General features: G+C 58.7%; 13 protein-coding genes. 11 read left to right on the top strand and 2 right to left on the bottom strand.

Annotated features, from left to right (window positions below):
* The first annotated feature begins 22 nt into the window (after positions 1-22).
* Positions 23-1,276, top strand: coding sequence for a glycosyltransferase family 61 protein (locus tag QEV83_RS01820; protein WP_280129592.1), 1,254 nt, complete (start codon positions 23-25; stop codon positions 1,274-1,276).
* Positions 1,277-1,355: 79 nt separating this feature from the next.
* On the opposite strand, the gene QEV83_RS01825 is transcribed toward QEV83_RS01820, so the two are convergent.
* Entirely contained in the window at positions 1,356-1,997 is a 642-nt protein-coding gene (locus QEV83_RS01825; RefSeq protein ID WP_280129593.1) for an AAA family ATPase, read from the bottom strand.
* A gap of 209 nt (positions 1,998-2,206) precedes the next feature.
* Here QEV83_RS01825 and QEV83_RS01830 point away from each other — a divergent pair, with 209 nt between their 5' ends.
* The 6 genes from QEV83_RS01830 to ruvA all read left to right on the top strand — a co-directional run bounded on the left by QEV83_RS01830 (position 2,207) and on the right by ruvA (position 11,137).
* Positions 2,207-3,520 (top strand): replication-associated recombination protein A, encoded by a 1,314-nt coding sequence (locus tag QEV83_RS01830; protein WP_280129594.1) that lies wholly within the window; start codon positions 2,207-2,209, stop codon positions 3,518-3,520.
* 161 nt (positions 3,521-3,681) lie between these two features.
* On the top strand, positions 3,682-6,939 hold the full coding sequence (gene treS / locus QEV83_RS01835; protein WP_280129595.1) for a maltose alpha-D-glucosyltransferase: 3,258 nt from the start codon (positions 3,682-3,684) through the stop codon (positions 6,937-6,939).
* Between the two features lie 313 nt (positions 6,940-7,252).
* On the top strand, positions 7,253-7,519 hold the full coding sequence (gene rpsT, locus QEV83_RS01840) for a 30S ribosomal protein S20 (protein WP_280129596.1): 267 nt from the start codon (positions 7,253-7,255) through the stop codon (positions 7,517-7,519).
* Positions 7,520-8,469: 950 nt separating this feature from the next.
* Positions 8,470-9,975 carry a chromosomal replication initiator protein DnaA gene (gene dnaA / locus QEV83_RS01845; RefSeq protein ID WP_280129597.1) on the top strand — a complete coding sequence of 502 codons (1,506 nt, stop codon included), beginning with the start codon at positions 8,470-8,472 and terminating at the stop codon, positions 9,973-9,975.
* Positions 9,976-10,022: 47 nt separating this feature from the next.
* On the top strand, positions 10,023-10,541 hold the full coding sequence (ruvC, locus tag QEV83_RS01850; RefSeq protein ID WP_280129598.1) for a crossover junction endodeoxyribonuclease RuvC: 519 nt from the start codon (positions 10,023-10,025) through the stop codon (positions 10,539-10,541).
* Positions 10,538-11,137: a Holliday junction branch migration protein RuvA gene (gene ruvA, locus QEV83_RS01855; protein ID WP_280129599.1), complete on the top strand. Its 600-nt coding sequence runs from the start codon at positions 10,538-10,540 to the stop codon at positions 11,135-11,137. The genes ruvC and ruvA overlap by 4 nt, the downstream gene beginning before the upstream one ends.
* A gap of 4 nt (positions 11,138-11,141) precedes the next feature.
* Here the strand turns inward: ruvA and tsaD are convergent, their stop codons facing one another.
* On the bottom strand, positions 11,142-12,200 hold the full coding sequence (gene tsaD, locus QEV83_RS01860) for a tRNA (adenosine(37)-N6)-threonylcarbamoyltransferase complex transferase subunit TsaD (protein WP_280129600.1): 1,059 nt from the start codon (positions 12,198-12,200) through the stop codon (positions 11,142-11,144).
* Positions 12,201-12,346: 146 nt separating this feature from the next.
* Between tsaD and hemC the strand changes: the two genes are divergently transcribed.
* The 4 genes from hemC to QEV83_RS01880 all read left to right on the top strand — a co-directional run bounded on the left by hemC (position 12,347) and on the right by QEV83_RS01880 (position 16,970).
* The gene (hemC, locus tag QEV83_RS01865; RefSeq protein WP_280129601.1) at positions 12,347-13,255 is read left to right on the top strand and encodes a hydroxymethylbilane synthase; all 909 of its coding nucleotides are present in this window, start codon (positions 12,347-12,349) and stop codon (positions 13,253-13,255) included.
* A 74-nt stretch (positions 13,256-13,329) separates the two neighbouring features.
* The gene (locus QEV83_RS01870) at positions 13,330-14,340 is read left to right on the top strand and encodes a hypothetical protein (protein WP_280129602.1); all 1,011 of its coding nucleotides are present in this window, start codon (positions 13,330-13,332) and stop codon (positions 14,338-14,340) included.
* Between the two features lie 434 nt (positions 14,341-14,774).
* The gene (gene chrA / locus QEV83_RS01875) at positions 14,775-16,184 is read left to right on the top strand and encodes a chromate efflux transporter (RefSeq protein ID WP_280129603.1); all 1,410 of its coding nucleotides are present in this window, start codon (positions 14,775-14,777) and stop codon (positions 16,182-16,184) included.
* 189 nt (positions 16,185-16,373) lie between these two features.
* Positions 16,374-16,970, top strand: coding sequence for a Fe-Mn family superoxide dismutase (locus QEV83_RS01880; protein ID WP_280130944.1), 597 nt, complete (start codon positions 16,374-16,376; stop codon positions 16,968-16,970).
* Positions 16,971-17,099 lie beyond the last annotated feature (129 nt).

Raw genomic sequence — 17,099 nt, forward strand, 5'->3', positions numbered from 1 at the left:
GAAACCTGAAACGGGGTTGAGAATGGGTTCCTTTTCCGCCATAGCTCACGCCGCGACACAGACCGTCAAGGCCAATCCCGTCCTTTATGTGCCGGTCAAACGCTTCATATTTCCATTGATCCAGGCCGTCCGCCACCTGTCGGTCCGATTCGCCGCCTTCGCACTCGCGCAACAACCGCTGACAAAATTCCTTCTAACTCCCGTGAGAATGGATTCGATTGCCAATCTCGAGGTGACGGGAGAACTTGCCAGCGAGTCGATCACACTGCGCACGATCTTTCCGGATGAAGCTTTGTTCGATCGTCTGCCGACCCGGCTTGGCGGCGAACATCATTGGAACTTGCGGGAATACCGCTCGGCGGCGGGGCAAACCGCGACGATCTCGCACGGGCGTTTCTGGCTTCCGGGGCTTGCGGTCACATCCAGAAATCGAACTTATCTGAACGATGCACTGTTCAAGATTTCGGTGCATGCGCCGCAAAATGCGATATGGGGGATGCCATTCACCCGCGCTATGAGCTTGCCTGGGGTGAGCGGCCTCATTGCGGGCAACCGTCCGGAAACATATTTCCATTGGATGCTCGAGGTCGCGCCGAAGTTTCTCCTTCTGGAGGCCGATGGCGGCTGGGGCCGCTACGACCGCCTGATCGTCCCGCCGTTGACCAAGACCTTTCAGCATGAAGTCCTTGATCGTTTTGGCGTCCCGAAATCCCTTCTTGACGAACGCGTCACGGGACAATTGGTTGAAGCGGAAGAACTCGTTGTTCCGGTGCTTCCCGCGCCTCATAACCGGGTGCCGGCGTGGCTGCCGCGCGAGATGGCCGCCCGGCTGCGCAAGGAAGGCTCTTCGCCACCAAGCGCGCTTATCTACATCTCAAGGCGGGATTCACCGGCGAGACAAGTCGAGAATGAAGATGAAGTGATCGCGTGTCTTGAGCCGTACGGGTTCCAAATTGTCACCTTGAGCGGCATGTCGGTGGCGGCGCAAGCCGCGTTGTTCGGCTCGGCGCGGGTGGTGGCGGGTCCGCATGGGGCGGGATTTGCCAATCTTCTTTTTTGCAACCCGGGCACCGCAGTTCTTGAGTTTTTCTCGCCGCTCTATGTCAATTTCTGCTACTGGACCTTGGCTCGCGGCGCTGGTCTTTCATATTTCTACATTCTCGGCGAGGGACCAAAAATTCCCGACTCAATCGAGCCAAGCTTTGGAAGTGTGCCAATTCGCGTTCCTCTTCCGGCCTTGAGGCGGGCACTTGATAGATTGGTCGGCAAGCGATGAAGACGGCGCCCGCGACCGCCAGTGCGGCACCGAAATTATTTCCGCGCTCTATAAAATGGCAATGCCCGCCCACGGCTTTCTATGATGGTTGGGTCTTCCTTGGCGGCAGCCGCCGCTTGACAGCGAGCCAAAGCGCGCGCATTTCCCGCGCCGCCTCACCTTTGGGTTCAACTTCGCTCACTCCCTTGCCCGTCCTTCCCGCACTAAGAAATACGTTTCGCGCGCGAACGGCGGGACTTAGAACCGGTCCCGTCGCTTCAAGCGCGGCGATGCATTCCCGCAAATGCGGGTCGTCTTGAGCGCGCGGGCACTGATTGAGAAGAAAAACAAATTCCTTATCCATCATTTTTAGTTTGCGCCCAGTGACTTCGCTCGCCCAAATATCGAAGGTCGCCGGCCTCACCGGAACGATGGCAAGGTCGGCGGCATTGATCGCGGCGAGGGACATGGGCCAATCCAGAGCCGGGGTATCGAGAATGACAAGGCTCGCATTGCGCGCCCTCACATTGATAAGCTTTGCCGCGAGCGCGTCTGACGAAATCGCCCGGACCTGCAGAGACCGGTCGTTCCGTTTGACTCCCCAGCGGACAAGGCATTTCTTGGGATCGAGGTCGAACACAAAAACGCGCTCGCCCGCCGCTTGCGCGGCGACTGCAAGACAAGCGGCAAGAATGCTCTTGCCGCTGCCCCCTTTTTGGGTAGCAAATACGATAGTTCGCATGAATAAAACTTTAACGTTATAAAATGATTTAAAAAATTGAATTGCATTGAAGTATTTGTACTGAGGGGAGAACCCGCATGACCTATGTGGGTATGAAACAGTTTAATTCGCCAGAACGGCTGAATATTGAACTTAACCATTAATGTCCTTTGAGTTGCTTGACCTAAGCTTTTCCATCAAGAGTCTCAAAACTTGGATTTGAAACCGGGATGACTGATCTTTTCGCTGCCGCCAATCTTGAGAAGGATGCGCCGCATCCACTCGCCGACCGGCTGCGGCCGCAAAACCTCGCCGATGTCGCCGGGCAGGATCATCTTCTCGGACCGCAAGGCGCGTTAAGCCGGTTGATCGCCTCGGGCTCGCTCGGCAGTCTGATTTTTTGGGGACCGCCGGGCACTGGCAAGACGACAGTTGCGCGCCTGCTTGCAAAAGAGACGAAGCTCGCTTTCGTTCAGATTTCGGCGATTTTTTCCGGTGTCGGCGAACTTAAAAAAGTCTTTGAGGATGCGCGGGGCCGCCGCAAAGCGGGTCAAGGCACGTTGTTGTTCGTCGATGAGGTCCATCGATTCAACAGGGCCCAACAGGATAGTTTCCTGCCGGTGATGGAAGACGGCACCATCACCTTGATCGGTGCGACAACCGAAAATCCTAGCTTCGAACTCAACGCGTCGCTTTTGTCGCGTGCAAGAGTCATGGTCTTTCATTCACTCGATACGGCGGCGATCGAAAAACTCCTGGCCCGGGCGGAGACCTGCGAGGCGCGGCCTTTACCGATCGATCCCGATGCCCGCGCCGCCCTGGTGCGGATGGCCGACGGCGATGGCCGTGCCGCCTTGAGCCTCGCCGAGGAGCTGTGGCGGGCGGCCAAGCCGGACGAAGTCTTCGATACGGCGGCGCTCGCGTCGATTGTTCAGCGGCGAGCGCCGATTTACGATAAGGCCCAGGAGGGTCATTACAATCTTATCAGCGCACTGCACAAGTCGGTGCGCGGTTCGGACCCCGACGCGGCGCTGTATTATCTCGCGCGCATGCTAGATGCTGGCGAAGACCCTTTGTTCATCGCCCGCCGGGTGGTGCGCATGGCCATCGAGGATATCGGTCTTGCTGATCCTCAGGCGCTGGCCGTCGCGATCGCCGCCAAGGACAGTTATGATTTTCTGGGTTCACCCGAAGGCGAGCTGGCGATCGCCAATGCGGTGATCTATGTCGCGACGGCTCCGAAGTCGAACGCCGCCTATGCCGCTTTCAAGGGTGCCGCGCGGCTCGCCAAGGACCACGGCTCCTTGATGCCGCCAAAAATCATTCTTAACGCGCCAACGCGACTCATGAAGAACGAAGGATATGGTGCGAACTATGCCTATGATCATGACGAGCCCGACGGGTTCTCAGGGCAAAATTATTGGCCGGAAGAGCTTGGCCGCCAAAGGCTTTACCGGCCTGTCGACCGGGGTTTCGAGCGAGAGCTCCGGGCGCGTCTCGCCTATTGGGACCAGCTTCGGAAACAAAGAAATAAAACGGATTGATATTATGAAGTGTCAATGTCCGCCTGGGGCGTGGCGGCAAGATTTTTGGTATTCACGCGCCGTTCAGACGAGGATCTTAAAAAGAGCGCCACCGCGCGGATGCAACGTTCCCGCGGCAGCCAGCGGTCTTTCGGTCTGGCGGCGCCGGGGAGGCCAACGGCATGATCGATCGCAATGACCTCAAATGGTATCGCGATGCGATCATCTACCAGCTGCATGTGAAATCCTTTTTCGATTTCAACAATGACGGCATCGGCGATTTCGCCGGCCTCACCGAAAAACTGGACTACATCAAGGATCTCGGAGCGACCGCGATTTGGGTCATGCCTTTCTATCCCTCGCCGCTGCGTGACGACGGCTACGATATTTCCTATTATCGCGGCATCAATCCGGCTTATGGCAGTCTGCGCGATTTCAAACGGTTTCTGCGCGAGGCGCATCAGCGCGGCCTCCGGGTGATCACCGAGCTTGTCATCAATCATACCTCCGATCAGCACCCGTGGTTCAAGCGCGCCCGTGCGGCAAAACCCGGCTCGGCGGCGCGCAATTTCTATGTCTGGTCGCAGAGCGATAAGGGCTATAAGGATGCGCCGGTTATTTTTCTCGATACCGAAAAATCGAATTGGACCTGGGACGATCAAGCCAAGGCTTTCTATTGGCACCGCTTCTATTCCCATCAGCCAGATTTGAACTTTGACAATCCCCGCGTCCTTGAAGCCGTCCTCGATGTCATGGCGTATTGGCTCGATATGGGCGTCGATGGGTTGCGGCTCGATGCCATTCCCTATCTCATCGAGAGGGAGGGCACGAGTTGCGAAAATCTGAGTGAGACCCACACGGTCATCAAGAAGATCAGGGCGGCGGTTGATGCCCGCTATCCGGACCGGATGCTGCTCGCCGAGGCGAATCTTTGGCCGGAGGAAACCGCACAATATTTCGGTCAGGGTGATGAATGCCATATGGCCTTTCATTTTCCTCTTATGCCCAGAATTTATATGGCGCTGGCGCAAGAGGACCGGCATCCGATTACCGACATCATGCGGCAGACGCCGGAAATTCCCGATGGTGCGCAATGGGCGATTTTTCTCCGCAATCACGACGAGATGACGCTCGCGATGGTGACCGGCTCGGAGCGCGACTATCTTTGGTCTTTCTACGCCGCCGATACCCGCGCGCGGATCAACCTTGGCATCCGCCGCCGTCTCGCCCCCTTGCTCGAAAACGACCGGCGCAAAATCGAGCTTTTAAATTCGCTCCTATTTTCCTTGCCCGGTTCGCCCGTTGTTTATTATGGTGACGAAATCGGCATGGGCGATAACATCTACCTCGGCGATAGGGATGGCGTACGCACGCCGATGCAATGGTCCCTAGACCGCAACGCTGGCTTCAGCCGCGTGGATCCGGCCAAGCTATTCCTGCCCGCCATCCAAGATCCCGTCTATGGCTTAAGCGCGGTCAATGTCGAAGCGCAGCTCGCCAGCCCGTCGAGCCTTTTGACCTGGATGAGGCGGATCATCGCGGTGCGGCGTTCGCATGTGTCCTTCGGGCGCGGCACCTTGCGTTTTCTGCATCCCTCGAACCGCAAAGTTCTGGCCTATCTCCGCGAATGGCAGAACGAACGGATTCTTTGTGTTGCCAATGTCTCGCGAGCACCGCAGGCGGTAGAGCTTGATCTCGGCGAGTTCAAAGATGCGGTTCCTGTGGAACTCACGGCCGGCAGTCTCTTCCCGGCCATCAATTCGCGCTCTTATCTTTTGACGTTGCCCGCCTATGGTTTTTACTGGTTTAGGCTTGAACCCGCCGACGCCACCAAGGATCGCCGCGATCAAACGAGCACGCCTGGGCTGTTCACGCTGGTTGCCACGGGCAAGCTCGAAACCATCCTTGAGGGCCGGGAACTCACCGCGTTCGAGCGCACCGTCGCGCCGCGTTTCTTACCGTCCCGGCGCTGGTTTCGGCATAAGGAAACCCAGGCCGCCAGTGTTTCCGTCGCCGATTTCGCCGTGCTGCGCGATGGTGGCCAGAGCCGTTTCGTTCTGCCGATCCTCGTCATCAAACTCGCCGATGGCCGCGTCGAGACCTATTTCGCGCCGCTCGCCGCGGAGCCGGAAAGTTCAATGGGACCGGCCCTTGCGCATGCCGCCGCGCGGCTGCGCCGCGGCGCCTTGACGGGTCTGCTTTACGAAGCGGAGGCGTGCGAAGGCTTCGTTCCGGCGATGGTTGCGGCGCTGCGGCGCAGCGAAACATTGCCAACAAGCAAAGGCGGCCGGATCGTTTTCTCGCCAACCCCGCGTCTTGGCGAGGAGCTCATGATCGAGGCCAACGACGTCCACCGCATCGGCGCCGGGCGACGCAATTCCTCGCTCGTCCTCGCCAGCCAATTGATGCTGAAAATTCGCCACCTGACCGAACCCGGTACGGATTCTGAAGTCGAGATCCTCCGCTTCCTGACCGAAGTCGCGCATTTCCGGAACTCTCCGCCGCTGCTCGGTGTCATCGATTACGTCGACCGTGATGAGAACCACACCGTTATCGCGATTTTGCAAGCCTTCATGCGCAATCAAGGCGACGCATGGACGTGGACCCTTGGCGCTTTGAAGCGCATTCTTGAGTCGGCGGCCCTGACACCGGGGCGCGAAGAGCTCAGCGGGGAAGAAGATTTCGCAATTTATGTGCCGCATATGCGGCGGCTTGGCTTGCGGACGGCGGAGATGCACAAGGCTCTGGCGGCGGCCTCCGGCGATCCGAACTTCGCGGCCGAGCCGCTGACCTTCGAAGATGTCCGGAAAGCAGCGGAAACCGCCAAGGGGCTTGCCGGGCGTGCGTTCGAAAACCTCACGGCAATAGCGGCAAGCGCGAGCTCCGAGGATCGTCCTGGAATCGAACGGCTATTGGGCCGGCGGCAGGAGTGCTTCGCTCTCATCGGCGAACTTATTCACGAGCCAGTGGGTGCCATCAAGATTCGCATCCACGGCGATTACCGTCTTGATCATCTCCTGGTCGTCAAGGACGATGTGATCATCGTTGGTTTTGGGGAAGATGCCGCGCTGACCGGCAAACGTGCCAGACATTCGCCCCTGCGTGACGTGGCCGTGATGCTGCGTTCTCTTGCCAATGCAGTGGCTGTCGCAAAAAACGATCTCGTGCGTCTTATCCCCGATGCAGCACTCGCCGCCGCCAAGCTGCGCGAGGAGCTTATTCTTTTTTCGCAAATCTTCATCCAGGCCTATATGGAGGCAGCGCGCGGCAGTCCTGTCTGGATCGAAGACGAAAGCACACGAACACGTCTTCTCGTCCTCTATTTGCTTGCCGAATTGCTCGATGAGATCGAGACTGAAGCCATAAATCGGCCGGAGCGGATCAGTACGTCCATCGACGGTGTCAACGCGATCCTGGACCGAATGGCGCATGCGGCGTGAGGCCGCCATTTCACGAGAAAAGGCGTTCACCCCCGGGTTTGCATGGCGGGAAATGGTCCAATCAAGAAGCTCCGCCCTCCAGCGGCGGCCAGCGGGAGGCAATATCGAGCGTTGACGAGGGAGATGGTTCGTGATTATTAGCGCCATCCTCACGGGCGGTCCGATCGGGAAATGGCTCGCGCTGTGATTCTTCTTTGTCTGACCAGTATCGGCGAAGCCATTCCGGTTTCCCAATCAGGCTCCAGCGGCTATGTGTGGTCAGCTTCCATTGGGACAGCTGTTTTCAGACTAGCCCTTTTCTAGGATTTTTTTTATGGCGAACACTGCTTCGGCCAAAAAGGCCGTCCGTAAAATTGAGCATCGCACCGCGATCAACCGTTCGCGACGCAGCCAAATGCGAACTTATGTCCGCAAGGTTGAAGAAGCGATCGCGGCGGGAGATCAAGGAGCGGCTTCCGCTGCATTGCGCGTTGCGGAGCCTTTGGTGATGCGCGCCGCACAAAAAGGAATCGTGCATGCGAACACGGCGTCTCGCAAGGTTTCGCGGTTAAGCAAGCGGATCAACGCATTGAGCAAATGAGCGGCATTGAAAGAAGAATTTTCCTCTTGAGCCCGGCGAATGCCGGGCTTTTTTTCGGCAGAAAATTTGAGTGCGAGTCGCCATCGCTTTGTTAGCCGCGCAGTTAATTTCCATGCAACTCAACGGTTTGCCCTTAAAGCAAGATGACACTATCGAGACAGTCCGGTTTCTACCGCCGCGATAGCCTCAGTCATCAAATTTTTTGCGGCTTTTCGAGCGGTCTCGAGATTTCGGGTGCCTTTTATTTCGCGCCGATTTTCGTGCCACTCGGACCCGCACGAAATCAGATGCTTATGCCGCCTTTCGGATCCATGTTTGTTGAATTTGGAAAGCTGATATTAATGCTCATTGATGACAGTCATGCAGCGAAGCTGGCGAATCATTCAAATCTCGATTTGCGGACCGTTGGGCCTATGCTAATGTCTCGTTCCACTTGGGAACTGGCCAAATCCAGATTTCGAGCCCAATATCCGGCGCGTTACCCTGTTAGTTTTGTATTTTGCGTGTAATAGCGCGTGGTGGTGCTGTCAAAAAATTCATAAAGACAGGCTTACATTAAGCATCTATCCAATATATACTAGGACGAAACTTTCTATATACTCTGGACAGAGTTCACGTGAGAGAGCGTTGCTGAATCTCAGAGTGTTTCGTTTGGAATTTGAGGCTTTCTTCCGATCTGGCCTAATCAAGCTCCGTGATGCTTAACGCGGAGCGAAGGGGGATGTACGACCGTGATGGCTTTCCTTGAAAATCCGTATGTTCTGCCGCTTTTTGGGGTCAGCCGGGACCGCTCCACGCGCCATCAGACTGGCTATCGGACTGTGTCGGGGCGGCGCAGGCGCCTGCGCGGATAGTTTCATCCGCCTCCATTTTCCTGTTCGTGTCACGTTTCTAGCGCCGTTTTCGAGCGGACACGGCTGCTTTGCCTTGATTTCTGAGGACGTCCCCACATGCCCAATCCCCGCAGACAAATTTCCGAGTCTGGTGATGCCGCGACAACGACGGATGCTTGGATGCGGGTCTACCGGCGGCTTCGTTTGGAACTGGGCGAGGATGTCTTTTCCTCCTGGTTTGGATGCCTCGAACTGGATGCCCTCTCTGGCGATGATGCCTTTCTCTCGGTCCCCACCAAATTTCTGAAAAGCTGGATTCAATCGCACTACGCCGACAAAATTCTGCAAATGCTTGGCGCCGAATTCCCGCAAACCAAACGCCTATCGATCACTGTCCGGTCGTCAACCCGGCTACCGGCGTCCCGTGCCTCGGATGGTCCTCCCGATGGCGCGGATATGGACGCGGACGCCGCCAGAGGCCGGAATGCCGCATTATTTGCGCCGACCCCGCCGGCAGCTGTGCCGGGAGCGCTGCCGTCCGTGAAAAAGACGGCTTCCTTGGACGGCGAAAGCGACCGTCTAAGCGGTTCACCGCTCGACCGCCGCTTGGTTTTTTCGAATTTTCTTGTCGGCGCCTCCAACCAGCTCGCGCATGCGGCCGCGCAAAGATTGGCATTCGCAGCGCCGGGGGACCCTCTGCTTTTCAATCCCCTCTATCTTCATGCGTCGGTCGGCTTAGGCAAAACCCACCTGCTCCAGGCTGTCGCGCATGCAGCCGCCTCGGCACGGCGCAAGGTCATCTACCTCACAGCCGAGCGATTTATGTATGGGTTCGTCGCCGCCCTCAAAGCGCAAACCGCCATCGCGTTCAAGGAAAGATTGCGGGCAATTGACTTGCTCGTCATTGATGACATCCAATTTCTGCAGGGCAAATCGATCCAGCAGGAATTCTGCCACACGCTCAATGCGCTGATCGATTCCCGCCGCCAGATCGTAATCGCGGCCGACCGCCCGCCGGGCGATCTTGAAAGTCTTGAGGAACGCGTCAGGTCGCGGTTGGCTGGCGGTCTTTGCATCGAAATCGGCGCCCTCGACGAGGCTCTGCGAGTCAAAATTCTTGAAGCGCGCATCGGCGCCGCCAAATTGGTGCATCCCACCTTCGAGGTTCCCGCCGCGGTCGTCGCTTATGTCGCCGCCGTCGTGCAAACGAACGGCCGCGATCTCGATGGCGCCGTCAACCGCCTGCTCGCGCATGCCTCGTTGAATGGCGTGCCGCTTTCGATGGAAACCGCTGAGCGCGCCATTCGCGATTTGGTCCGGACGCCGGAGCCGAAAAAGATCAAAATCGAGGATATTCAGAAACTGGTTGCAAGCCACTTCAATGTCAGCCGCGCCGATATTTTGTCCTCGCGGCGGACCGCAACCGTCGTCCGGCCGCGCCAGATTGCCATGTATCTCTCCAAACTCTTGACCCCGCGCTCGCTGCCGGAAATCGGGCGCCGTTTCGGCGGCCGCGACCACACGACCGTTCTCCACGCCGTGCGGAAGATCACGGGTCTTGTGACCGCGGATGGGACATTGTCGGAAGAGATCGAGCTGTTGAAGCGGATGCTGCTGGAATAATTGGCCGTAAATGTTCCTTTGTGGCAAGAGACCGGCTAGACTCGGTCATGCAACACGCAGCGATTCGCATTATCGGCATCGATCCGGGTTTGCGGACCACGGGATGGGGCGTCATCGAAACCTCGGGTGTACGGATCGCTTATGTCGCGAGCGGCGCCGTCCGTTCCTCCGATAAAAAGCCGCTTGCGGAGCGCTTGTGCGAGTTGCATGTGGGACTTGCCGCTGTGATCAGCGCGCATGGACCACTCGAGGCGGCAGTCGAGGAAACTTTTGTCAACCGCGATCCGCAATCGGCCCTGAAACTCGGGCAAGCGCGCGGCATCGCCCTCGCCGTTCCGGCGCTCACCGGGCTCAAGGTCGCCGAATACGCCGCCAATCTGATCAAGAAAACCGTCAGCGGCTCCGGCCATGCCGAAAAGGCACAAATCGCGCTGATGGTCCAAGCATTGCTGCCTGGGAGCGGCGCCCAAAGTTCCGATGCGGCCGATGCACTCGCGGTGGCAATCACCCATGCGCGGATGCGGCTGTGGGCGCGGCAGCTCGACGCCATCGCCGGCTCCCGATGATCGGCAAACTCAAAGGCATCATCGATTCCCTCGCCGAGGAGAGTGTGATCCTCGATGTGCAGGGGGTCGGCTATATCGTTCACTGCTCAGCCCGCACCCTGCAAAAGCTGCCCATGGTTGGCGAGGCGGCGACTCTTGCGATCGAGACGCAGATGCGGGAGGATTCGCTCAAATTGTTCGGCTTCCTGTCGGAGAGCGACCGCCATTGGTTCCGGCTGCTCCTGACCGTGCAAGGTGTTGGCGCCAAGGTCGCGCTCGCAATTCAGACCGTTCTCAACGCCCCCGAACTCGCCGCGGCGATCGTCAGCCAAGACAAAGCGGCGGTCGCCCGGGCTCCTGGGGTCGGCCCGAAACTCGCCGCCCGCATAGTCGCCGAATTGAAGGACAAAGCCCCGGCGTTTGACGCGGCCGCTGCCCAGCTTGCGGGCGTGGACAGAGGCACGCCCGCCGCGCAAGACGCGCTTTCGGCCCTCCTCAACCTCGGCTATGGCCGCTCCCAGGCGGTGGCGGCGGTCGCGGCGTCCGTGGCGGCGCTGGGCGCGGATGCCCTCGCGCCGGACCTCATCCGGCGGAGTCTCAAGGAGCTCGCCCGCTAATCCGTCAGGCCTTGCCGTGATGCGCGGCTTCGGCATTGGCGTCGAGCGGCCAGCGCGGCCGCGCCGCAAAGGTCAGATCGTCGACGAGCCCCAGCGAGAGCCGCTCGATCCCCGCCCAGGCGATCATCGCGCCATTGTCGGTGCAAAGAAAGGGCGGCGGCAAGACAAGCCGCAACCCGGCCTCACCACAAAATCGCATCAGCGAGCGGCGGATGGCACCATTGGCCGCGACCCCCCCGGCGACCACCATAGCGTTCGGATGGCCGACGGTTTCCCGGAACAGGCGCAGACCGGCTCGGCAACGGTCGATCACCGCATCGACCACCGCGGCCTGGAACGAGGCGCAGACATCGGCCACATCGGTAGCCGTCAAAGGCCCAACGCGCTCCACTTCAAGCCGCACGGCGGTTTTTAAGCCGGAAAAGGAAAAGTCCGGTTTCGGACGGCCAAGCATGGGGCGCGGCAGATCGAAACGCGCCGCATTGCCTTCCGCTGCCATTTTTTCGACCTGCGGGCCGCCAGGATAGGGAAGGCCTAGCATCTTGCCGACTTTGTCAAACGCTTCGCCCGCTGCGTCGTCTACTGTCGAACCGAGCCGCAGATAATCTCCAACCCCCTTCACCGCCACCAATTGCGTGTGACCGCCGGAGACCAACAGCAGCAAATAGGGAAACGCGAGGTCGTCGGTCAGCCGAGCGGTCAGGGCATGCGCTTCGAGATGGTTGATCGCCAGGAAAGGTTTGCGGCTTGCCAAGGCCAAGGCTTTCGCCGTGGTGAGCCCCACCATTACCCCGCCAATGAGCCCCGGCCCAGCCGCCGCCGCGATCCCGTCGAGGTCGGCGATGTCCACCCCCGCCCGGTCCAGCGCAAGCTCCACAAGCCGGTCGATGATTTCGATATGGGCGCGCGCCGCAATCTCCGGCACCACCCCGCCATAGGCCGCGTGCTCGGCGATCTGGCTCATGATCTCGTTCGACAGAATTTCAGCCGAACCGCCCGGCACCAGTTGCACGACAGCGGCGGCGGTCTCGTCGCAGGTGGTCTCAATCCCAAGAACGCGCATGATTGTCCTTTTGCCCAAGTCCTAGAACCAGAGTCCAAGAATTGGCATCCGGCGCTAGCCCTTATACTCTTCACTCTATAGAAGCATCGCACTCAATAGGAAACGCGCCAATTCCATCCATTTCACAATCTGGCAAAGATCTCCCCTTGAAACTCGGCACGCGCGGTAGCCCCTTGGCGCTTGCCCAGACGCACGAACTCGCCGCCCGGCTGAGCGCGGCGCATGGCTTCGATACGGCCGCACTCGAGATCGTCCCCATCAAAACCAGTGGCGATATGATTCTCAACGTCCCGCTGAGCGAGGCCGGTGGAAAAGGGCTTTTCACCAAGGAACTCGATCTGGCTTTGCTGCACGGCGATATCGCCCTCGCCGTGCATTCCGCAAAAGATTTACCGACGTTTTTGCCGGATGGACTCGAGATCGCCGGCTATCTTCCGCGTGAAGATGTGCGCGACGCTTGGATCTCGCCGCATGCCAATCATCCGCTCGGGCTTCCGCCCGCAAGTCTTGTCGGGACCGCCTCGCTGCGGCGGGGCGCGATGGTCAAGCGGTTGCGGCCGGATATCAAAATCAGCTTGCTGCGCGGCAATGTCGAAACCCGTCTCGCGAAGGTTGCCAAGGGCGAAGCCGCCGCCACTTTGCTGGCGCTCGCTGGACTGAAACGCCTGGGTCTCGAAGCACGCGCCACCAGCGTGCTCAATGTGCGGGATTTTGTTCCAGCGCCGGGGCAAGGCGCAATCGCCATCACCATCCGCACCGGCGATGAGGCGACGCGCGCGCTTCTCGCGCCAGTCCTCGACGAAGAGACTGCCATTGCGCTTGCCGCCGAGCGCGCTTTTCTGCGGGTCCTCGACGGCTCCTGCAAGACGCCGATCGGAGCCTATGCGCGGATCGATGGCAGCAATGTCGCGTTTCACGCCATCGTGCTCAAACCCGATGGCTCGCAGGTGTTCGAGACCGAGGTTTCGGCACCGCGAAGCGATGCGGCACGTCTCGGAGAAGCGGCGGGCAAAGATCTCGCGGCGCAGATACCAGCCGGTTTTTTTGAGGGCTAGCGGTAGGATTCGCGGGAACACATCCGGCAGCGGCCGTTGCTTTATCCTCTAGCTCCGACACGCAGGAAAGAACGATGCTGCAAATGCGGGAAAATGCTGGTGCTATTGTCTACGCAAAGACGCGAGACGGGATCGTTCTGCCGGTCATCGATGTGAGCCATCCCTCCTTCGCCGTGCCGGAAGATGCTGACGCGAAGCAGGCTCAGCAGGAGCATTTCATTGCCTGGGAGAGAAAAAACCGGCGCCTTCCAAAATTCATCATGCGGATATTGCTTCACTCGCTGGCGAAGCGCTCACGGCTTGCCGGAGCGATGTTCAATTCAAACAAAGGATTTTTGGACGGCATCACCACTTACGTCCTGAAGCTTGGGGAAAGCAATCTGCCGCCCCCTTTCGACGGCCCGGCGGACCGCCGATTCGCCTCATCTCCGAACTTTATTCAAATCCGCCTCCGGACCCAGCAGATTGCCCGCCTGCTGTCGGATGCGCTTCTCGAGCCGCTTGCCCTGGCACCCGCCGTGCCGCTCCATCTCATCAACATCGGTGGCGGCCCGGCGCTCGACAGCATCAATGCCCTCATTCTTCTCAATCGCAGCCGTCCTGATGTGTTGAAACGGTCCATCACCATCGATGTGCTGGATTACGAGTCTGACGGGGCCTTCTTTGGCGCCAACGCCCTGACCGCGCTAAAGGCGGAAGGTGGGCCATTGCAGGGTCTTGATGCTGTTTTCACGCACCGTTCCTACAATTGGAACGATCCCGTCGTGCTTGCCGAATTGATGCGGGAGCTTGTATCGGAAGGAGCCCTAATCGCGGCGTCCTCCGAAGGAGCCATGTTCGAATATGGGAGCGACGAAGCCATCATCTCCAACTTGAAAGTCCTCAAGGCCGGCGGATCGGGGGCAATTGCGGTCGCCGGTTCGGTGACGAAAGACGATGCGATAAGGCGGCGGATGATTGCCAATACGCCATTCAAACTTTTCCCGCGCGGGATCGAGGGCTTTGCACCGCTCGCCGCCCAAGCAGACTTCGCAATTGCGAAGGTTGAAACCGCGCTCATGAGCGACCAAGTTCTTTTGCAATAGAGCGAGCATGAGAGGCAAACAGCTCCGTGCAAAACTTACACCGGGGCCGCGTTCCCGCAACTTTCGCCGCCATCGGCGCGCCGCTGTCGCTTTTCTCGCTTCGTACAAAAAATCATTCCATCTTACCCGGGCAAAGACAACGCCATTTGGGCAACAGGGAATTGACAGCGCGAAAGAGCGGGTGTCTATTCACGCCCATGGGGATCGCGATCTCCCCACGAGGCGACATGCCCAAGCATCGCGTCCAGCTTCTCGAGCGAAGGACGCCGCATGTCTGCTTCTTCCGATAAACGCGCTCGTTTGAGACGTTCTCCCCTAATCCTTGTCCTTTTTGAGGTCCGCACCTTGGCGGATTTCACGCCCGCTTTTTATGGTTGGCGTCGCCATGCCGTTGACGAACCGCGCCTCGCCGATCCTAAAATCCGAGAAGAAAAATGAACAACATGGCCATCATCGCCAAAGCGGCTGAAGCTGGCCACGGCGTCTCGATCAATGAGGCGTTCCGAGTCTGGCTGCGCGTCGCTCTCTTGAGCTTCGGCGGCCCGGCGGGACAGATCGCCATGATGCATCGCATTCTGGTGGATGAGAAAAAATGGGTGTCCGAGAGTCGGTTCCTTCACGCCCTCAATTATTGCATGTTGCTGCCCGGCCCCGAAGGGCAACAGCTCGCGACCTATATCGGCTGGCTGATGCACAAGACGCGCGGCGGCATCATCGCCGGCGGTCTTTTCGTTTTGCCGGGGGCGATCGCGATCATGACGCTCAGCGTCATTTACGCCGCCTTCGGCAATATTGGTTTTGTGGCGGCTCTATTCTTCGGCCTGAAGGCGGCGGTTCTGGCGATTGTGCTGCAAGCTGTTCATCGCATCGGCAAAAGGGCGCTCAAAAGCCGCATCATGCAGGGGCTCGCGACCGCCGCCTTCGTCGCGATCTTCTTCTTCGATGCGCCATTTCCTCTCATCGTTCTGACGGCGGGCGTAATTGGTTACATCGGCGGAAGAGCCGATCATCCTGCATTCGCCAACAGTGGCGGACACGTACCCAGCAGCGGAGTAGCGGACAGAGGGAGCCTCATCAGCGACGAGCAGCGTAATTACGCGAAGATCTCTGTCAGCCAATCACTCAAGGTCGCCTCAATCTGGCTTGTTGTTTGGCTCGCGCCAGTCGCCGCACTGCTGTTTTTCCTTGGCGAGTCCAACGTCTATTCGCAGATCGCTGTGTTCTTCTCGAAAATGGCGGTGGTGACCTTCGGCGGCGCTTATGCGGTTCTCGCTTATGTTGCGCAGCAAGCGGTCGATAACTATCACTGGCTCAAACCGGGCGAAATGCTTGACGGGCTTGGCATGGCGGAGACGACGCCCGGCCCCTTGATCATGGTGTTGCAATTCGTAGGATTTATGGCGGCTTACCATGAGTCAGGCGCGCTGCCGCCGCTGTTGGCGGGGGCGCTCGGTGGCTTGCTCGCGACCTGGGTGACTTTTACGCCCTGCTTCCTCTGGATTTTCCTCGGCGCTCCCTACATCGAACAGCTGCGCGGCAACAAGGCTCTGACGGGCGCACTCTCGGCGATTACGGCTGCAGTCGTCGGCGTCATTCTCAATCTTGCCATTTGGTTCGCGATCCATGCGATATTTCGTCAGACATTGCCTGTGCGCAAGCTTGGCTTCGCCTTCGATCTTCCTGTTCTGGCGAGCATCAATCCGTGGGCGCTATTGCTCTCAATCAGCGCGGTTATCGCCGTTTTCCGTTTCAAGGCCGGTCTGCTGCAAACGCTCGCGGGTTCGGCGGCCGGAGGCGCGGCCCTCTATGCAATTGGTCTGATTTCCGTGGCTGGCGTTCGATGATCACACCCCTGTCAAGAATTGTGCAGCGAATACCAAACTCGCCAAAATCGGAGAATTCATATGGATGGCAAGATTGAACGTCGAAGTTTCATTCGAGGCGCAGGGGTGATCGTCGGGGCCACGGCCACCGTGGCGCTCAACGAAACTCCCACACGAGCCGAAGCCGCTCCTCCTACCGGATCAAAGTCCATGACCTATGCCCCGAAGCCACTGTCGCTCGATCCCAAAGCCATCAAGGGCATTTCGGAAAAAGTGCTGGTTAGCCATTACGAGAACAATTATCTCGGCGCGGTGAAACGCCTCAACGCCATCCGCGCACAGCTTGCCGAGCTCGACTTCACCAAGACGCCCAATTTTGTCATCAACGGTCTGAAGCGTGAAGAGCTCATCGCCCTGAATTCGACGATCTTGCACGAAGCCTATTTCGACAGTCTGGGCGGAAGCGGAGCACCGCGTGGTGCGCTCGCCGATGCGATTTCCCAAGATTTCGGCAGTGTTGATCTGTGGCGCGCAGAATTCTCGGCCATAGGCAAGGCCGAGGGCGGCGGATCGGGCTGGGTTATCCTCGCTTATTCGCCGCGCGACAAGCGGTTGATCAATCAATGGGCCGCCGATCACACCACGACAATCGCAGGCGGGCGTCCAATCCTCGTGCTCGATATGTACGAACATGCCTATCACATGGACTATGGCGCAAAGGCAGCGACCTATGTCGACGTCTTCATGGAGGCCATTCGCTGGGATAATGCCGTAAAGCTCTACGATCAATACAATCACGATGGATGACGCGGATGAGCCTGCCGAAATCCAGGCTTACCGTTCGCGTTGACACCATTTATCGAAACTTCCTTTGCGCGCCGAGCGTTCGTGGCGCCTCAAGCATCATGGGAAATGATGGCTAATATTCTTTGTAGT

The organism is Methylocapsa sp. D3K7, assembly GCF_029855125.1.
Lineage (GTDB): Bacteria > Pseudomonadota > Alphaproteobacteria > Rhizobiales > Beijerinckiaceae > Methylocapsa.